Source organism: Archangium lipolyticum (assembly GCF_024623785.1).
Taxonomy (GTDB): Bacteria; Myxococcota; Myxococcia; order Myxococcales; family Myxococcaceae; genus Archangium; species Archangium lipolyticum.
The window spans coordinates 414,412-432,820 of sequence record NZ_JANKBZ010000001.1 but is presented as its reverse complement, the minus strand read 5'-3'; the positions used below and the strand labels follow the sequence as shown (position 1 = coordinate 432,820).

Genomic DNA, 18,409 nt, shown 5'->3' with positions numbered 1-18,409 from the left:
CGTCAGGCCGTCAGCACGAGCTTGACGATCTCCGGCGGGCTGCCCACGCGCATGGGCGGGCCCCAGAAGCCGCAGCCGCGGCTCACGTAGATGTGTGAGTCGCCGTGCCGGTAGAGCCCGGCGGAGTGCTCCCAGCCCAGTCCGATGAGGAGGGTCATGGGGAAGATCTGCCCGCCGTGGGTGTGGCCGGAGATCTGGAGGTCCACGCCCCGCTCCGCCGCCACCTTGAAGTTCGCGGGCTGGTGCGCGAGCAGCACCGCGGCCCGGTCCGGGTCCCGCCCCGCGAGCGCCTGGTCGAGGTCGTAGCCCTTCCTGCCGCGCCGCTTTCCTCCGCTCCAATCATCCACGCCCACCAGGTCCAGCGAGCCGCCCGCGTCGCCGATGCGCACGTGGCGGTTGCGCAGCACCTGGAGGCCGAGCGTCTGGAGGAACGCCGTCCACTCCTCGTCGCCCGAGTAGTAGTCGTGGTTGCCGGTGACGAAGAAGCTGCCGAAGCGCGCCTTCAGGTTCCCGAGCGCCGCCACGGACCCGCCGAGCGTGGGCACGTCCCCGTCCACGAGGTCCCCCGTGACGGCGATGAGGTCCGGCCGGAGCGCATTGGCGCGGTGGACCAGCTCGTCCATGAACTCGCGCCGGATGAAGGGGCCCACGTGGATGTCCGTGAGCTGGACGATGCTGAGGCCCTCCAGCGCCCGTGGCAGCTTGGGAATCTTCACCGCGAGCTCGGTCACCACCGGTGGCGCGAAGGCGCGCCAGCGGCCGTAGGCGGCCACGGAGCCACCGGCGATGGCGGCGCTCCCGGTCATCGCCTGCGCGAGGAAGAGCCTCCGTCCTTCGTCCACGGACGGGGCAGGGGAGACGTGCGCGGTGGCGGGCGCGCGGAGCCGTTGTCCCAGCGCGAGGAGCCCCCGGGCGAGGTCCGCGACGAGGAGTGAGATCACCAGCAGGAGCGCCAGGCCCATCCAGGTGTACGACACCACCGCGACCCCATCGGCGAGCTCCACGGGCAGCTCGCGCTGCAGCGTCCGCCGGAGCATCAGCAGGAGCGTCATCAGGAAGAGGAAGGCCATCGCCAGGAGCCGGGCCACGCGTCCACGCAGCAGGCCTCGCACCAGTCTCCGGTACAGGTACAGGTGTCCCAGCAAGGCGCCGAGCGCGATGAAGAGCGAGAAGGAGAACAAGCGGAACGGCATGGCCCAGGGATATCACGCTCGCTCGGTCGTGCCTCGCTGGCCGCGTCGATCGCGCGCTCCTATCTTGAGCTCCATGTCCAAGTCCCGGAACCCGCCCCGTGGCCGCCTGGCCCGAATCGGCAAGGTGGCCGCGCTCTCCGCTCGGGGCTCGGCGGGACTGGCCTGGCGAGCCGTCCGCAAGCTGGCGGGCGCGGAGACGGAGGCGATTGACCGCTCCACCCTCGGTCATTTCGCCCACGTGCTGGGTGAGATGAAGGGCGCCGCGATGAAGCTCGGCCAGGCGCTCTCGATGGACGTGGATGCACTCCCTCCAGAGCTGCGGCAGATCATCGCCCGCCTGCAGAGCGAGGCACCGCCCATCCCAGTGGAGGAGATCGCGGAGATCATCGAGGCGGAGCTGGGCGCTCCGCCCGAGCGGCTGTTCGCCGAGTTCTCGCGTGAGCCCCTGGCCGCCGCCTCGCTCGGGCAGGTTCATGCCGCCCGCCTGGAAGATGGCCGCGAGGTGGTGGTCAAGGTCCAGTATCCCGGCATCGCCGAAGCGGTCGAGTCCGACTTCGACAACCTCTCCACCCTGGCCCGCGCGGCGGGTCTGACCACGAAGCTGCTCGATGGCCGCCGCTACGTGGATGAGCTCCGGAGCGAAGTGGTGCGGGAGACGGATTACCTGCTCGAGGCGGAGCGGGCCCGCCGTTTCGCGGAGGTCCTCTCGTCCGAACCGGAGCTGGTCGTTCCCCTGCCGGTACCGGAACGTTCGTCAGGTCATGTGCTTTGTCTGACCCGGGTGCGCGGCAGGACGCTCCAGCAGTTCATCGACTCCGCGCCTGACGCGAGCGCACGTTGGCGGGTGAGCGAGCTGCTCATCCGCGCCGTGCACGGCCCCTTCTTCTCCGCGGCGCTGCTCCACGCGGATCCGCACCCTGGCAACTTCCTCGTCACCGAGGAGGGCCGGCTGGCCCTGCTCGACTTCGGGTGCGTGAAGACGTTCCGCCCCGAGTTCGTCGAGGCCATTCGTGCCTTCATGCGGTCCGAGGTGCTCGGGTTGCCCTACGACCCTCTGGCCGGCGTCCGCGCCGCGGGCTTCGAGGTGGACACCGACGAGGCCACCGCCCGGAGTCTGCTCTCGGAGATCCTGGAGATCGCCACCCGGCCCCTGCGCACGAATGTCTACGACTACGCGCGGGACACCTCGGTGCCGGACATGCGGGCGCTGGGCCTGCGCCGGGCCGGTGACTTCCTGCGCGTCCGTCCGCCAGCGGAGGCGGTGATGCTCGGGCGCGCGGTGGGCGGCTGCGCGCAGAACCTGCGAGCCCTGGGCGCCCGAGGCGATTTCCGGTCCGTCTACCTGCGGGTGCTCGAGCGTGGCTGAGGAGGGACCGTGCTGGAACTCGAGGAGATCAAGGCCCGGGTTCGCGAGGCGGGAGGGCCCGAGTTGCTCGAACGTCTGGAGCGGCTCGATGCGGAGCGCGTCCGGCCGCCTGTCGAGGCGCGCTTCGTGCGCGCACCCGGAAGGGGCACCCGCCCGGACTTCGACGTGGTGCTCGTGGGCGGCGGCCTGTCGCTGCTGTTCGCGCCCGTGCTGGCCAGCCTGGGCCTGAAGGTCGGGGTGTTCGAGCGGGCCCGGGCGGCGGTGGCTCATCGCGAGTGGAACATCAGCCGTCCCGAGCTCGCGCCCCTGACGGCGAGCGGCCTCTTCCGGCCAGAGGAGGTGGAGTCGCTCATCGTCGCCCGCTACGAGCGGGGCGTCTGCCGCTGGCATGGTGGTGGTGAGTATCCGGTCCAGGGCGTGCTCGACCACGCCGTCGATGCCGGCCGGCTCCTCTCGGAGATCCGCCGCCGTGCCGAGCGGCGCGGCGTCGCCTTCCACGATGGGCATTCCCTGGTGGGCATGGGCGAGGGTTCCGAGGCGGTGCGCCTGCTGTTCGAGCGGACCGGAGGCGGACGAGCCGAGGTGACCGCCCGCGTGGTGCTCGATGCGCGGGGCATCTCCAGTCCCCATGCGACCGCGGATCTCCTCTGTCCCACCGTGGGAGGCGTGCTCGCCGGACTGAAGGAAGGCACCGCTCCCGACGAGCTGGATCCCCGGGTGGGCGACATCCTGGTGACGACCGAGGGCGTGGAGGAGGGGCGCCAGCACATCTGGGAGGGGTTTCCCGGGCGCCCGGGCGAGGCGACGGTCTACCTGTTCTATTACGCGCGGGCACGGAAGATCCGGCAGCATGCGCTGCTCCAGCTCTACGGGCGGTTCTTCGAGCGGCTCGGAGGGTACAAGCGGGGAGCGCCGCGTCTCCTCCGGCCGACGTTCGGCTACATCCCGGGCTGGTCGCGGCTGGTGCCGCCTCCGAGTGCCCCGGGGCGCCGCGTGGTGCTGGTGGGCGATGCGGCCGCGCGCCATTCGCCGCTCACCTACTGCGGCTTCGGCGCGATGATGCGCTCGTTCCTCCCCGGGTCGAGGGCCATCGCCGCCGCGCTCGCGAGCGACCGTTTCCCATTGGGGTCGATCGTCCACGACACGCCGCTGCACTCGGTGACCGGGGCGCTGGCGCTCTTCATGGCCGTGCCTCCGCGCGAGCCGGAGCGCCGCGACGAGGTGAACCGGCTCCTGGATACCGCCTTCGCCGCGCTCCACGAGATGGGCAATGACGTCTACGCGTCACTGCTCAAAGACCAGATGCCCGGGCCCGATTTCGTGCGCTTCCTCCAGCACATCGCGTGGAAGCGGCCCCGGGTCTACAGGGATGCCCTCACGCTCGCGGGCTTCGGTCCGCTCGCCGTCGTCCGATGGTTGGAGGGGCTCTCCCGCGTGTTGCTCCTTCGGCCCCTCCCACCCTGACCGGAGCTCCCATGCGCCTTCCGCTCGAACTGCCGAAGCTGTCCATCGGGCGCCTCTCTCCCGAGCGGCTTGCTTCCTCTTCCCGGGCCCGGCTCCCGCGTGCGCCAGAAGGCCGCCGTGCGGCGATCGTGGGCGGCGGGTTGGCGGGCATGGCGGCCGCCACCGTCCTGGCCGAGCGCGGCGTCCACGTCACCGTCATCGAGCGCGAGCCCTTCCTCGGGGGCCGGGTAGGGGGCTGGAGGGATCGCCTGTCGGACGGCGAGCCCTTCGACATGGAGCGCGGCTTCCACGCCTTCTTCCGCCAGTACTACAACCTGCGGGCGCTGCTGCGCCGGGTGGATCCCCGGCTGGAGCGTCTGCGCAGGTTGGAGGACTACCCCATCCTCGGTCCTGGGGGCAGCGTGGAGTCTTTCTCCAACCTCCCCGCGCTCCCGCCCTTCAATCTCATCGGTCTCGTCCGCCGCACCTCCTCGTTGAAGCTGACGGAGCTGCGCCACATCGATGTCCGGTCCGGCCTGGCGATGCTGGCGTTCGACATGGAGCGGACGTACGCCACGTTCGATCACCGCAATGCGCGCGAGTACCTGGACTCGCTCCGTTTCCCGCCGCACGCCCGGCGCATGCTCTTCGATGTCTTCTCCCACTCCTTCTTCAACCCGGAGGAGGAGATGTCGGCGGCCGAGCTGCTGATGATGTTCCACTTCTACTTCATGGGGAATCCGGAGGGCCTCGTCTTCGACGTGCTCGACGAGTCGTTCGCCTCGGCGCTCTGGCTCCCGCTGAGGCGTTACCTGGAGGAGCGGCACGTCCGGTTCCAACTCGGCCGTTCGGTCACCGCGGTGACCCCGTGCGTGGACGGCGGGTTCCGGCTCCGGGTGGAAGGAGGCGAGCCCGTCGAGGCGGACGCGGTGGTGCTCGCCACTCCCGTGCCCGCGCTCCAGCGGATCGTCGCGGACTCACCGGAGCTGCTCGACAAGAAGTGGCGCGCGAAGGTGAGGGCGCTCGCGCTGACCTCGCCGTTCGCGGTCTGGCGGTTGTGGATGGATCGGCCGACGGTGCCGGGCCGTCATCCCTTCGTGGGCACCACGGGGATGGGGATGATCGACAACATCTCGCTCTACCATCTCTTCGAGGGCGAGAGTCGGCGCTGGGCGGCGCGGACCGGGGGCTCGGTGGTCGAGCTCCATGCCTATGGCCTGCCACCGGGAGCCGACGAGGAGGAGGTGAGGCGCGAGCTCCTCGGGGCCCTGCATCAGCTCTATCCGGAGCTCGCCGGCGCACGCGTTCTCGAGGAGCGATTCCTGCTGCGCCAGGATTGCCCCGCGTTCGCGCCGGGCTCCTTCCAGGAGCGTCCCACGGTGGAGACGGCATCGCCACGGGTGGCGCTCGCTGGAGACTTCGTCCGCCTGCCCATTCCCACCGCGCTGATGGAGCGGGCCACCACCTCGGGCTTCATGGCGGCCAACCACCTGCTGGCGGGTTGGGGCACTCAGGGCGAGGAGATCTGGTCCGTGCCCAGGACCGGGCTGCTGGCCGGCCTGCCCCTCCCCGGCGTGTGAGCCGGGGAGAGGGGCCTGGGGCTCACGGCGCGGGGGCGGGGGCGATGGGCTGCTCCCCGTGCTCCGCGTGCGTCCGCTTCGCCTCACCCCGCAGCCGCTGCATCAGCACGTACAGGCCGGGGATGAAGAGGAAGTTGACCACGGTGGACACCAGCATTCCTCCGAAGACGGCCGTCCCCAGCGAGTTGCGCGCGGCGGCGCCGGCGCCAGACGCCGTCATCAGCGGCACCACGCCCAGCAGGAAGGCGATGGAGGTCATGAGGATGGGCCGCAGGCGCACCTCGGCGGCCGTCACCACCGCATCCACGGTGTTCTTGCCACCCTCGCGCAGCTGCTCGGCGAACTCCACGATGAGGATGGCGTTCTTGCTGGCCAGACCCACCAGCATCACCAGTCCGACCTGGCAGAAGACGTCATTGGCGAAGCCACGCGCCAACTGAAGCGCCAGGGCGCCCATGACGGCCAGCGGCACCGAGAGGATGATGACGAAGGGCAGGCTGAAGCTCTCGTACTGGGCCGCGAGCACCAGGAAGACGAACAGCAGGCCCAGCGCGAAGATGATCATCGTCTGACCGCCGCTCTCCTTCTGCTCGAGGCTGATGCCCGTCCATTCCGAGCTCATGCCCTGGGGGAGCGCCTGCGCGGCCAGCTGTTCCATGGCCGCCAGCGCCTGACCCGAGGAGACGCCCGGAGCGGCCTGTCCGTTGATCTCCGCGGCGCGGAAGAGGTTGTAGTGGCGGATGACCTGGGCGGAGGAGGTGGGATTGACCTTCACCAGCGACTCCAGGGGGATCATCGACCCGCCCTCGGTGCGCACGTAGAAGGCGCCGATGTCCTGCGGGCTGTCGCGGAACTGCTGCTCGGCCTGCACATAGACGCGGTAGGTGCGGTTCGCGTAGTTGAAGTCGTTGACGTACTGGCTGCCCATGTAGAGCTGCATCGTGCCGAACACCTGCTCGATGGGCACACCGAGCGCCTTGGCCTTCTGGCGATCCACCTCGACGTCCAGCAGGGGCGTGTCCGCGTTGAAAGAGGTGTAGACGCCGCGCAGCTGGCTCTCCTGGTTGGCGTTCGCCACCACCTCCTGGACGGCCGAGGCCAGCTCATCCAGGGAGCGGCCACCCGCCACGTCCTCGACGATGAACTGGAAGCCGCCCACGCTGCCCACGCCGCGGATGGCGGGGGGCTGCAGCGGCATCACGCGTGCGCCACCAATGCCGGCCAGGGGTCCTCGCAGCCGCTCCACCAGCGCGGCCACGGACTGCCCCGGCTGGCGCCGCTCCTCCCAGGGCTTGAGCGGGGTGAAGATGGTGGCGTAGTTGGGCCCGGTTCCCTGGAAGGAGAACCCGCCGATGGCGAACATCGTCACGATCTCCGGCTGGGCCTTCAGCACCTTCTCCACCTGGGCCAGCACCTTCTCCGTCTGCGTGAGCGACATGCCCTCGGGGCCCTGCACGGAGATGATGAGGTAGCCCTGGTCCTCGTCGGGGATGAAGCCGGTGGGCGCCGCACGGAAGAGCAGCACCGTGCCGGCCAGGCACAGGAGGAACACCGCGAAGATGATCCAGGGGTGCTTCAGCACGCGGCGCAGCCCCCGGCCATAGGTGTCCTTCGTCCAGTCGAGCGCCCGGTCCATCATGCGGAAGAAGACCCACTTCTCCCCGTGGTGGTGCTTGAGCAGCCGCGCGCTCAGGGCCGGCGTGAGGGTGAGGGCGCAGAAGGTGGACAGGCCCACCGACGCGGCGATGGTCAGCGCGAACTGGCGGTAGATGGAGCCCGTGGTGCCAGGGAAGAGCGCCACGGGGATGAACACCGCCACCAGCACGATGGAGATGGCCACCACCGCGCCCGACACTTCCTTCATGCCCTCTCGCGCCGCCTCGAAGGCCGACAGGCCCCGCTCGGCCATCAACCGTTCGATGTTCTCGATGACCACGATGGCGTCGTCCACCACGAGGCCCGTGGCCAGGGTCAGGCCGAACAGGGTGAGCGTGTTGATGGAGAAGCCCATCAGGTAGACGAACGCGAAGGTTCCCACCAGCGAGACGGGCAGGGTGATGGCGGTGATGAGCACGCTGCGCCAGCCGTGCAGGAACAGGAAGATGACGAGGATGACCAGCGCGATGGCCTCGATGAGCGTCCGCACCACCTCGTTGACGGAGGCGCGCACCGCGAGCGTGGTGTCGTTGCCCAGCGCGTACTCGAGCCCCGGAGGGAATTGCTGGGCCAGCCGGTCCATCTCCTTGAGGACGCCGTCACGCACGTCCAGCGCGTTGGCGGTGGGCAGCTGCATGATGGCCATGCCCACGCCCGTCTTCCCATTGAAGCGCAGGAGCGTTCCGTAGCTCTCCGCGCCGAGCTCCACGCGGCCCACGTCCTTCACGCGCACGAGCTTCCCGTCCGTGTTGCGCATCAGGACGATCTCCCCGAACTCCTCGGGCTCGACGAGCCGTCCGCGCGCCCGCACGGCGATCTGGTAGGGCTGCTCGGTGCTGGAGGGAGGCTGGCCCACCTGGCCCGCGGCCACCTGGAGGTTCTGCTCCTGGAGCACCCGCACCACGTCCTGGGGGGTGAGGCCGCGGCTGGCGAGCGCGGTGGGGTTGAGCCACAGGCGCATGGAGAACTTGCGCTCGCCGAAGATGCGCACGTCGCCCACGCCGCGCACGCGCTTGACGGCGTCCTTGAGGTTCACGTCCGCGTAGTTGCTGAGGAACTGCGCGTCGTAGCGGTTGTCGGGGCTGGACAGGCCGATCGTCAGCAACATCTGGCTGGAGGCCTTGTTGACGACGATGCCCGTCTGGTTCACCTGGGCGGGCAGGCGCGCGGCGGCACGGCTCACGCGGTTCTGCACGTCCACGGCGGCCACTTCGATGTCACGCGTGGGCTCGAAGGTGACGGTGATCTGGCTCGTGCCGTCGTTGCTGCTGGTGGAGGTGATGTACCGCATGCCCTCCACGCCGTTGATCTCCTGCTCCAGCGGGATGGTGACGGCGCTCTCCACCACCTCGGCGCTCGCGCCCACGTAGGTGCTGGTGACGGTCACCTGGGGTGGGGCGAGATCCGGGTACTGGGCAATGGGGAGGGTGGGAATGGCGATCAGCCCCACCAGCGTCAGCAGGATGGAGCAGACGGCGGCGAAGACGGGCCTGCGGATGAAAAAGTCGACGAACACGGCGTTGGCGCCCTCATTCTCTCTGCTGTTGCCTACCGGCTGCCCCCGGCGGCTCCACCGCCAGCGGTCGCTGCTTGCGTTCCGGCCTGGGCGACCGTGCCCTTCACCTTCACAGGCGCCCCATCACGCAGCGCCTGCAACGAGGTGACGGCCACCTGCTCGCCCTCCTTCAATCCACTCTCCACCACGTAGGCCAGCTCCCCGAGCGCTCCGAGCTTGATGGGGCGGCGCTCCACCACCTTCTGGCCTCCCTTGTCCGTCACCACCAGGGCGAACGGCTGGCCGCTCTGGCGCACCACCGCGAGCGCCGGCAGCTGCAGGGCGTTGCGCGTGGAGTAGACGAGGCGCGCGCGCACCAGCTCGCTGGGACGCAGGCCCACGGTGTTGCGGAAGGCGGCCTTCACCTCCACCAGCTGGGTGCGGGGATCCGCCTGGGGCGCGACGAAGAAGACGGTGCTGGTGAGCAGCACCTTCCCGTTCGAGTCGAGCACCTCGAGCGGCGTCTCGGGCCGCAGCGAGCGGGCCCGCTCGGACGGCACCGCCACGCTCACCTCGAGCACGTCCGCCTGGGCCACGCTGGTCAGCGGCGTGGTGGCGCTCACGAAGTCGCCCACGCGCACCAGCACGTCGCCCACCGTGCCGGCGAAGGGAGCGCGCACGGTGTTGAACCCGAGCTGCACCTCGCGCTGGGCCTCCGTGGCGGCGGCGGCGCGCGTGTTGGCCTCCAGCGCGTCCACCTGGGCCCGGGCCTGCTCCAGCTCCTGGGCGCTCGCCAGCCCTTCCTTGTAGAGGGACTCGATGCGGGCGCGCGTGCGGCGGGCCTGCTCCAGGTTCACCTCGGAGGAGGTGCGCTGGGCGCGGGCCGTCTCGAGCGCCGCCGTCTCCTCGCGCGCATCCACGTCGATGAGGGGCGCACCTGCCTCCACCTTCTGGCCCGGGCGCACGTGGATGCGGCGCACGTAGCCGGCCACCTGGGGCAGCACGTTGACGCTCTGGCGCGACATCAGCGTGCCCAGGTACTCGCCGGTATCCCGCACCTCGCTGGGCGCGAGCTGTACCACCTCGATCTCACGCGCGGGGGGCGGCGCCTTGGCCGCCGGCTTGTTGCCACAACCCGAGGCGCCCACCACCAGCGCGGCACCCCACACTCCCATCACGATCGCCTTCAGGGGGCGTACCCTTCTCACCAGTCGCACCGGGCCTCCGTCAAGAATGCGTCCAGGCGCGCCTGGACGAGTTCGAATTCACGCAGGGCCAGCGACAGCTCCGCCTGTCGCAGGGCCGCACCGCTTTGCACCAGCTCCAGGCTGCTGCCGCGGCCTACCTCATAAGCACGGCGGGTGAGCTGGTCCGTCTTCGCGGCCAGCTCCCGGGACTCGGTCGCCGTCTTCACCAGCGACTCGGCCACCTCCACGTTCCGCCGGGCGCGCGCCACCTCCACGTCCACCTCGCGCCGGGTGCGCTCGAGCGACTCGGCCGCCTGCTGCTCGAGGCCCGCGCGCTCACGCACCAGCCCGCCCCGCAGACCGCCTTCCCAGATGGGCACCGACAGCACGGCGGCGATGCTCCAGGTGGCCACCCGTCCGGGGCCGGGATCCGTGGTGAGCGCATTCAGGCCGCTGGTGAGGCCGAGCGAGGGGAGGTACCCGGCGGAAGCCTGGCGCCTGCTCTCGCGCGTCGACTCCAGGTTGGTGCGCGCGGCCTCCAGGTCGGGCCGCTCGCTCAGGGCCTTCAGCGGCGCGCAGGTGGCGCGGGTCTGCTCCACCAGCCCCTGGAGGTTGAAGGACGTGCTCACGCCCACCTCCTGGGGGAAGCCCAGGGACAGGCCGAGCGCCTCCCGGGCGCGGCGCAGCTGCTCGTCACCGGAGATGAGCGCCTGCCGCGCCACCTCCACGTCCTGGCGCACGCGCACCACGTCCAGCTGGGTGCCCGCGCCCAGCTCGAAGGAGCGCTGGGTGAGCGCGGCGCGCTCGATGGCCCGGCGCAGGCCCACGCGGTTGATCTCCGCGGTGCGCTCGGCGGCCACGGTGGCCACCAGGGTGCGCGCCAGCCCCAGGGTGAGGCGGCGCTGCACGTCCTGGAGGTTAGCCCGGGCGCTGTCCTCGGCCTTGTCGGCCGACGCCAGCCCGCGCCAGGCGCTGAAGTCCACCACCGACTGCGTCAAGGACACCGTTCCGCTGCCGAGCGGCACGGTGGGTTGGCGCTCGGTTCCGGGCGGCGTGATGACCGGCGCGCCCGTGAGCCCCACGGGGTTGTTGGGGTTGAGCACGTCGATGGCGACCCCCGCCGACACGCGGGCGTTGGGCAACAGCAGCGACAGCGCTTGGCGCCAGCGGCCCTCGGCGCGCTCGACGTTGGCCTGGGCGGTGCGCAGGTCCGTGGAGCGCTCGCGCACCAACCCGAGCGCCTCCTCCCAGGTCCCCACCAGCTTGGCGGCGGGAGGGGCGGGGACGAGCATCGGATCATCCACCTGCGGCTGGAACAGGGGCGGCGGCGGCACGAGCGGCTCCTGCTGTTGTGCCAGGGCCGGGGCCGCGAGGAGCACCGCGAGGAGGTATGTGGGTCTGAGGAGCATACAGGTGTGAACCAGAAACTTTGAGCCTCAAGTGTGCTGATCGATTGCCCCCCTGAACGGTCAGCGCACGGATTTATTCGGTGTAATGATGCTGTTGACAATTGTTGTCAACAACAAGCATTGTTACGACAAATGACGCTCGCGGAGCAAATGGCATCCGTGCGACGCACCATCCACCGGCTGATTTCTCGCCGGGTGAGTGGGCGGACACGTCGGCCCTTCCAGCAACTGGTGGCCCTGAAGGTCATCCAGGAGGGGGTGCGCACCCAGGCGGCGCTGGCCGAGCGGTTGTTGATGGATGCACCGGCGGTGAGCCGGATGGTGGATCGGTTGGAAGAGGAGGGGCTGGTCAAGCGCTGCGCGGGGGAGGATCGCCGCTGCGTCCGCCTGGAGGTGACCGAGGCCAGCCATGCGGACATCTCGGTGCTGCGAGAGGCGGGGCATTGGCTGGATGAGGAGGCGAGCCAGCACCTCACGTCCGCGGAGATGCAGGAGCTCAAGCGCCTGCTGGAGAAGCTCCAGGTGGCGCTGACGCAGGGGCACTGCCCCGTCGAGGCGAGCAACTCCTCGAACTGACCTGGCGAGGGAGCGGGCGCTAGTTGGCCCGCAGCCCCAGGGTGGCTCCGTGGAGGTGGAGCGTCTCGAAGCTGCCGTTCGGGGCGAAGGCGGTGACCCGCAGGAGCGTGTTGCCCACCTTGTGGAGCGACACCTCGAAGAGGAAGGGCTGGCCGCTCCGGGTCGCGCCGCCGTTGAGGGTGGCGATGCTGGGATCCTCGATCCGGGTGCCGTTGTCCGAGGTCTCACTCACCTGGAAGCCGGGGTACTGGCGCTTGAGCTCCTCGAGCGCCTGATCCCGGGCCTCGCGCAGGTCCGTCGCGTTCGCGTCGCTCCAGTCGCGCACGGCCACCGAGAGGTGGGCATTTCCATCCGGCTGGGTCAGCCACAGGTCGATGTGGGAGTCCGAGACGCGGGCCACCTCCGCCTTGCGGCGGTACCAGCCGTCGGAGGGGACGCGCAGCTTGTAGGCGTGGCGGTCGCCGACGATCGACATGTCCTCACCGAACCGGCGTCCCTCGAGATCCGGTCGCAGGGCGATCCTGGCCCGATCGGCCAGGGGCTGGGTCTCGGCGAGCCGGTGGAAGCCGAAGAGCTCGACGACCACGCCGAGCAGCACGGCGGTGAGGCCGACACCGGCGAGGAGGGCGGAGGGTTTGCCCCAGACGAGCACCAGGACGCCGCAGGAGAAGGCGACCACGACGAGCGTGAAGAGGTACTGGGCCTGGTAGAGGCTCATGCCTCCGAACAGGAACATGCCCACCACCAGCCGGATCAGCGCCAGGGTGCGCAGCTGGTCCTTTCCCCGGAGGAAGCTGACGCCGAGCAGCAGATCGAGTCCCACGCCGATGAGCGTCCCCGCGAGCTGGGCCGCCCGGAGCGACGCATCCGTCGACACCGAGGGCAGGAAGAGGAACTCGAACAGGTGGAGCACCGCGTTGAGCAGCAGGATGCCGCCGCCGAGCTGGAGCACGCCCGTTCCGGATGAATCGGCCTGGGGCTGGGCGCGCTCCTGGGCCGGGGCGCGCTCCAGCGCGGGGAGGTGCTCCCGGAGGGGGTGGTGCTCCAGCGGAATCGGTGGGATGTGCTCCACCGTGGGCACGTGCTCCAGGGCCGGCGCGCGGGGCATGGACACGGACGGACTGGCCGGAGCGACCCGGGCCACGGGAATGCTCGGGGCCACGGGAATGGCCGGGATGGACGTGGCGGACGCGCGGGAGGCGCTCGAGGTCCGGCCACAGCGGGGGCAGAGGCCCTGGGCCCTCGGCCGGTGCTTGAGTCCGCAGTGGGGGCAGTTGATCCAGGTGTCGTCCATGGGGGCCCCTTACGTTCTAACAGAGTGCGACACCCGGGAGGTAGATGCCGGGGGTCCACCTGGCGCTCTGGGCGCGCGGAATCCGGGGTAGGGGGTCTGTCCACCCGGTGAGACAGGTATCCCCTTCGAAGGATGGGCACGCGGGCGCGGTCACCGTGCGCTCCGAGGGAAGAGGCGGTGGAGCCGGCATTGCACAGGGCTCGCGCCTGCATGTCTCTCGGAGGAGGAAGAATGAGCTCGGTATCGCGGCGCGAGTCCCACCCGCTGGCCACGGACCTGACGGTCCCACACCCGGAGTCCGAGGGTGCTTCATCCCGGGTATCGGGGACGCAGAAGACCCCGGCCGGTGCGGTCCAGGGCAATCAGGTCGAGACGTATCGAGGACCGGTGGAACAGCCGCGTCCCCGGGCGGAAGGGCCGACGGCGGCGTACGCGGACATCCGGACCCGCCTGCACACGGACTGGAAGGACTGGGCCATCACGGACGCGGACGTGCGCGGGGTGCACGCGCAGCTGGAGAAGCTGCCCGCGGGTGACTACGCCCGGATGCTGGAGCGGATGGACAAGGACGGGCTGCTCGCGAAGTACGTGGAGCGCATGAGCCCGGAGGCGCGGAAGGAGTTCCTGGGCCAGGCCGAGCGCAAGGGCTACATCACGAGCGAGCCTGGAAGGAAGGCGCCCCCGGCTCCGCTCGAGCCGCCGGGTGTTCCCGCCATCTACAGGAACGAGGCGCGGCTGCCCGCGTGCGTTCGAGAGCTCGTCCATGAGTCGAACCGGATGGCCAAGAGGACCCATCACGACGCTCATGAAGCGTACGTGAAGCGGTACGCCGAGCAGGTCATGCGGGCGAAGAGTCTGCTCGAGATTCGTTCGCTCGGTGAGCCCGTGGAGCACTTCAAGGTCGGTGACGGCCTGGTCCATCCCCACCCGGACTCCGAGCGCTTCCGGGAGAGCTGGAGCCGTGTGCCCGGGAACGACATGCGCAACGTCGCCTACGAGGCCGTCTCCAGGCGCATGGCGGATCTCACTGGACGGATGCGGCCGGGCTCCTTCTGGTTCAAGGCCGAGGTGGAGCTCAAGGCCGAGCTCGCGGGCGTGGGTTTCAAGGCCGGCGCGGAGATGACCCTGACCCAGGATGGCCAGATGAAGTGGGCCCCGAAGGGCGGCGCGGAGGTGACCAGGGGCGTCGTCAAGGTGGGCACCGAGTTCTCGGAGTCGGGCGAGCCCAAGTGGTCGGTGGGGCTGGAGCACGCGCCGGGGTCGCTGGGGAAGAAGGACCCGATGTCGGTGGGGATCAGCGCGGATTCGGAGGGCAGCGTGCGCATGGAGCTGCCGGCGGGCGGCGGCTTCGGCGCTTACTCCGAGTTCAACCAGAAGGAGGGCACGTTCGGAGGCGGCGTGAGCTTCGGGCGGAAGCTGGGCGAGGACGGGGAGGTGAAGCTGGGAGTGGGCTTCGGCATGCAGGGCGCGCGGCTCGAGCGCGCTCGGGACGTCGCCTCGACGGAGAACGGCACGCTCTTCGGGCCCCTGCCCGAGCAGGAGCAGCGGCTTCGTTGGGAGGAGATTCCCCTGGCGCGCCGCGAGCGCATGGAGCGCGATGGGTGGACCTCCGAGCTGTGGCGGGAGAACCTGCGGCGGTATGGGGGCTCCGCGCGCTGAGAGCGATGGGCTCTCGCCTCACTTCCTCCGCTTCTCCTCCTGCAAGTCCCCCAACTGGATCTGTAGCGCCCGGATGGAGATCTGGATCTCCCAGATGGAGAGGGCCAGTGAAGCGAGCATCAGCAGCAGGCTGCCGCCGAAGACATACTCTCCTGCTCGCTGCATCCCCGCGAAGAGCAGGAGCATGCACACCACGCAGAGGAAAAGGCTGGAGACCCCCAGGAACTGCATGTCTCGGATGAGCCGCACCCGGATCTTCAGGTTCTCGATCTGCGGCAGCAGCAGTGGATCCGGATTCGCTTTGTATTGCGCGTACATGTTCCGGATCAGCGCCGCGATCGCCAGGAACCGGTTGGTGAAGGCGAGCAGGAGCAACGACACCGTTGGAAAGAGCAGCCCGGGCGTGGTGAGCGTCAGTTCCATCTCTTCTCCTGTCCTGAAACGCCAAGAGGGCCGCGGGTAGGGGCCCGTAGACCCTCACCCCGGCCCTCTCCCAGAGGGAGAGGGAGACCGGAACCCGAGTGGGCCCGGTACCCTCACCCCGGCCCTCTCCCGGTGGGAGAGGGGTGGTTCATGCCTCGCCGCGCTCCTCGCGCTTGCGGTCACGATCCGCACGGTAACGCTCGCCCGAGCTCAGCGCCTTCTTGCGCATGCGCACCGACTTCGGCGTCACCTCCACCAGCTCGTCGTCCGCGATCCACTCCAGCGCCTTCTCCAGCCCCATCTCGCGCGGCGGCGTCAGGATGACGTTCTCGTCACGGCCCGCCGCGCGGATGTTCGTCAGCTTCTTCTCGCGGCAGGCGTTCACGTTCAGCTCCGAGGGGTGCGCGTGCTCGCCGATGATCATCCCCTCGTACACCGTCACGCCCGCTCCCACGAAGAGCTGCCCACGCTCCTGGATGCTGAACAGTGCGTAGGGCACCGTCTCGCCCAGGCGGTCGGACACGATCGCCCCGTTGGCCCGCTTCGGGATGTAGCCGAACCACGGCTCGTACCCGTCGAACTGGCTGCTCATGATGCCCTCACCGCGCGTGATGGTGAGGAACTCCGAGCGGAACCCGATGAGGCCACGCGCCGGAATCCGGAACTGCAGGCGCGTACGCCCACCGCCCAGCTGCGCCATGTCCGTCATGCGGCCCTTGCGGGGCCCCAGCCGCTCCGTCACCGCTCCCACGCTGCCCTCGGGCACGTCGCAGAAGATCAGCTCCATCGGCTCGTGCACCTGGCCGTCGATCGTCTTCGTCACCGGCTCCGGGTTCGACGCCGTCAGCTCGTAGCCCTCGCGGCGCATCGTCTCGATGATGACCGCCAGCTGGAGCTCGCCACGGCCCACCACGCGGAACGCGTCCGGCGTCTCCGTGTCCTCCACTCGGATGGACACGTTACGGTAGGCCTCGCGGTACAGGCGCTCGCGCAGGTTGCGGCTGGTGACGTACTTGCCTTCCTTGCCCGCCAGCGGCCCGTCGTTCACCTTGAAGATCATCATCATCGTGGGCTCGTCCACGGTGATGCGCGGCAGGGCCACCGGCTTCTCCACGTCGGCGATGGTGTCACCGATGGAGATGGCCTCGATGCCCGCGATGGAGACGATCTCTCCCGGACCCGCGTCCTGGATCTCCGTCCGCTTCAGGCCCTGGAAGCCGTACAGCTTGACGATCTTGCCCTGCTCCACCTTGCCGCCGTCCCGCATCACCGCCACGGACATGTTCGGCGTCAGGCGGCCGGCCTGCACGCGGCCCACCGCGAGGCGGCCCACGTAGTCGTCGTAGTCCAGGTTGGCCACCAGCAGCTGCAGCGGCTCCTGGGTCGGCGCCGGCGGGGGCGAGATGTGCGAGAGGATCGCCTCGAACAGCGGCTCCAGGCTCTTGCCCGGCTGCTCCAGCGAGGGCGAGCTCTGGCCCTGGCGGGCGATCGTGTAGAGGACCGGGAACTCGAGCTGCTGATCGTCCGCTCCCAGGTCGATGTAGAGCGAGTAGACCTGATCCAGGATCTCCTTGGGGCGGGCGTCCTGGCGGTCGATCTTGTTGATGACGAGCACCGTCTTCAGGCCCATGCCCAGCGCCTTGCTGAGCACGAAGCGCGTCTGGGGCAGGGGACCCTCGGCCGCGTCCACCAGGAGGATGACGCCATCCACCAGGCGCAGACCACGCTCCACCTCACCACCGAAGTCCGCGTGACCCGGGGTGTCGATGATGTTGATCTGCTTTCCCTTGTAGGTGACGGCCGTGTTCTTCGCGAGAATGGTGATGCCCTTCTCGCGCTCGAGGTCGTTGGAGTCCATCACCCGTTCGGTGACGGCTTCGTTGCTGCGGAAGATGCCCGCCTGGCGGAGCATGTGGTCGACGAGGGTGGTCTTGCCGTGGTCGACGTGGGCGACGATGGCGACGTTGCGGATGTTCTCTCGGGCAATCATGAGCGAGGCGGGCCGGAGCGCACTCCCGGCGGAGGAAATCGTGAAGGGCGAAGGCGCCCAGGCCCCGCGTAGGGGACCCTGTGTGAACCCCACAGGAACGCGGAGGGCGGGCGCTTATATGCCGTGGGTCTTCCACCTGCAACGTGGCTGGAAGAAAGGCGCGCGGACAGGGGCGCTCACCCCTGACTTCTCCGCCTACCGGGTAGGCAGAGAGGCGACATCCAGGCCCGGCTTTTCCGTTCCGAGCGGAGCCGGAGGGGCCGCGGGCAGGTGCTCGCGCAGGAAGCGCTCCACCCGGAGCTCCACCAGCTCCTTGTGCTCCAGGGGAGCGGCGTGGGTGCCCTGGGGCACCATCATGAACTCGGCGTCGGGGATGTGGGCGGCCATCCGGCGCGAGAGCCAGGCCGGGGTGAACTTGTCCCGCTCACCCGCGATGATGAGGGTGGGCACGTCCACGTGGGGCAGGTGATCCCACGCGCTGTGGTGGGAGGCGGACTCCAGGGTGCGGACGAAGACCACCGGGTCCATGTTGGCCAGGTGGGTGAAGTAGGGGACGAGGTCGCTCCTGGCGAGCAGGGATCGGTTGAGCTCCACGGAGAGGGCCACCTGCATGGCCAGCTCGGTGCTGAGCAGGGCGCGGGTCATCCGGGCCACGGGCTGGGGGAAGCTCTCCACGGTGAGGCGGATGAGGGGGAAGAGCCGCTTGAGCCAGTTGCCGTCGTGGAAGGTGTCCAGCGGGGTGCCGTAGCTGCCGCAGAGGAGGACGAGCCCGCGCACGCGCTCGGCGTAGCGCCGGTGGAACTCGAGCGCCACCTGCACGCCCATGGAGTGGGCGAAGAGGACGGCCTGGTCGATGCCCGCGGCATCCATCACCCGGTTGAGATCATCACAGGTGTAGAGCATGCCGATGCGCTCGCGCTGGCGGGGCAGGCCCGAGCGGCCGTGGCCCCGGTAGTGCCAGCGCAGGACGCGGTAGCGCTGCTCCAGGTAGGGCGCCAGGTACTTCCAGACGAAGCCATCACACCCCAGGCCGTCGCACAGCACCATTCCCGGCTCGCCCTCGCCCTGCACCCGGTAGTACAGCGAGGCCCCATCGGGCACGGTGAGGTAGTCCTGCCGGAAGTAATGGCTCATGGGC

13 protein-coding genes are annotated in these 18,409 nt (G+C 69.7%); 5 read left to right on the top strand and 8 right to left on the bottom strand.

What is annotated here, in order from left to right; all coding sequences use genetic code 11:
* Positions 1 to 2: 2 nt before the first annotated feature.
* Positions 3 to 1,193, bottom strand: coding sequence for a metallophosphoesterase (locus NR810_RS01445; RefSeq protein WP_257446574.1), 1,191 nt, complete (start codon positions 1,191 to 1,193; stop codon positions 3 to 5).
* Between the two features lie 73 nt (positions 1,194 to 1,266).
* Between NR810_RS01445 and NR810_RS01440 the strand changes: the two genes are divergently transcribed.
* The 3 genes from NR810_RS01440 to NR810_RS01430 are packed head-to-tail and all read left to right on the top strand — an operon-like array spanning position 1,267 to position 5,582.
* Positions 1,267 to 2,559 (top strand): ABC1 kinase family protein, encoded by a 1,293-nt coding sequence (locus tag NR810_RS01440; protein ID WP_257446571.1) that lies wholly within the window; start codon positions 1,267 to 1,269, stop codon positions 2,557 to 2,559.
* 9 nt (positions 2,560 to 2,568) lie between these two features.
* On the top strand, positions 2,569 to 4,023 hold the full coding sequence (locus tag NR810_RS01435; protein ID WP_257446568.1) for an FAD-dependent oxidoreductase: 1,455 nt from the start codon (positions 2,569 to 2,571) through the stop codon (positions 4,021 to 4,023).
* 11 nt (positions 4,024 to 4,034) lie between these two features.
* Entirely contained in the window at positions 4,035 to 5,582 is a 1,548-nt protein-coding gene (locus tag NR810_RS01430) for an FAD-dependent oxidoreductase (protein ID WP_306817761.1), read from the top strand.
* A gap of 22 nt (positions 5,583 to 5,604) precedes the next feature.
* Here the strand turns inward: NR810_RS01430 and NR810_RS01425 are convergent, their stop codons facing one another.
* The 3 genes from NR810_RS01425 to NR810_RS01415 are packed head-to-tail and all read right to left on the bottom strand — an operon-like array spanning position 5,605 to position 11,329.
* Positions 5,605 to 8,754 carry an efflux RND transporter permease subunit gene (locus tag NR810_RS01425; RefSeq protein ID WP_257446566.1) on the bottom strand — a complete coding sequence of 1,050 codons (3,150 nt, stop codon included), beginning with the start codon at positions 8,752 to 8,754 and terminating at the stop codon, positions 5,605 to 5,607.
* Between the two features lie 32 nt (positions 8,755 to 8,786).
* The gene (locus tag NR810_RS01420; protein WP_257447741.1) at positions 8,787 to 9,908 is read right to left on the bottom strand and encodes an efflux RND transporter periplasmic adaptor subunit; all 1,122 of its coding nucleotides are present in this window, start codon (positions 9,906 to 9,908) and stop codon (positions 8,787 to 8,789) included.
* Between the two features lie 29 nt (positions 9,909 to 9,937).
* The gene (locus NR810_RS01415; RefSeq protein WP_257446565.1) at positions 9,938 to 11,329 is read right to left on the bottom strand and encodes a TolC family protein; all 1,392 of its coding nucleotides are present in this window, start codon (positions 11,327 to 11,329) and stop codon (positions 9,938 to 9,940) included.
* Positions 11,330 to 11,479: 150 nt separating this feature from the next.
* Between NR810_RS01415 and NR810_RS01410 the strand changes: the two genes are divergently transcribed.
* Positions 11,480 to 11,905 carry a MarR family winged helix-turn-helix transcriptional regulator gene (locus NR810_RS01410; RefSeq protein WP_257446562.1) on the top strand — a complete coding sequence of 142 codons (426 nt, stop codon included), beginning with the start codon at positions 11,480 to 11,482 and terminating at the stop codon, positions 11,903 to 11,905.
* Between the two features lie 19 nt (positions 11,906 to 11,924).
* Here the strand turns inward: NR810_RS01410 and NR810_RS01405 are convergent, their stop codons facing one another.
* The gene (locus NR810_RS01405) at positions 11,925 to 13,199 is read right to left on the bottom strand and encodes a hypothetical protein (RefSeq protein ID WP_257446560.1); all 1,275 of its coding nucleotides are present in this window, start codon (positions 13,197 to 13,199) and stop codon (positions 11,925 to 11,927) included.
* Between the two features lie 231 nt (positions 13,200 to 13,430).
* Between NR810_RS01405 and NR810_RS01400 the strand changes: the two genes are divergently transcribed.
* Positions 13,431 to 14,858 (top strand): hypothetical protein, encoded by a 1,428-nt coding sequence (locus NR810_RS01400; protein WP_257446559.1) that lies wholly within the window; start codon positions 13,431 to 13,433, stop codon positions 14,856 to 14,858.
* Between the two features lie 18 nt (positions 14,859 to 14,876).
* Here NR810_RS01400 and NR810_RS01395 read toward each other — a convergent pair whose 3' ends face one another.
* The 3 genes from NR810_RS01395 to NR810_RS01385 all read right to left on the bottom strand — a co-directional run bounded on the left by NR810_RS01395 (position 14,877) and on the right by NR810_RS01385 (position 18,405).
* A complete protein-coding gene (locus tag NR810_RS01395; protein ID WP_257446557.1) occupies positions 14,877 to 15,281 on the bottom strand; it encodes a DUF2721 domain-containing protein in 405 nt (134 codons plus the stop codon).
* 148 nt (positions 15,282 to 15,429) lie between these two features.
* Positions 15,430 to 17,271, bottom strand: coding sequence for a translational GTPase TypA (typA, locus tag NR810_RS01390; protein ID WP_257446555.1), 1,842 nt, complete (start codon positions 17,269 to 17,271; stop codon positions 15,430 to 15,432).
* A gap of 195 nt (positions 17,272 to 17,466) precedes the next feature.
* Positions 17,467 to 18,405 (bottom strand): alpha/beta fold hydrolase, encoded by a 939-nt coding sequence (locus NR810_RS01385; protein WP_257446553.1) that lies wholly within the window; start codon positions 18,403 to 18,405, stop codon positions 17,467 to 17,469.
* Positions 18,406 to 18,409 lie beyond the last annotated feature (4 nt).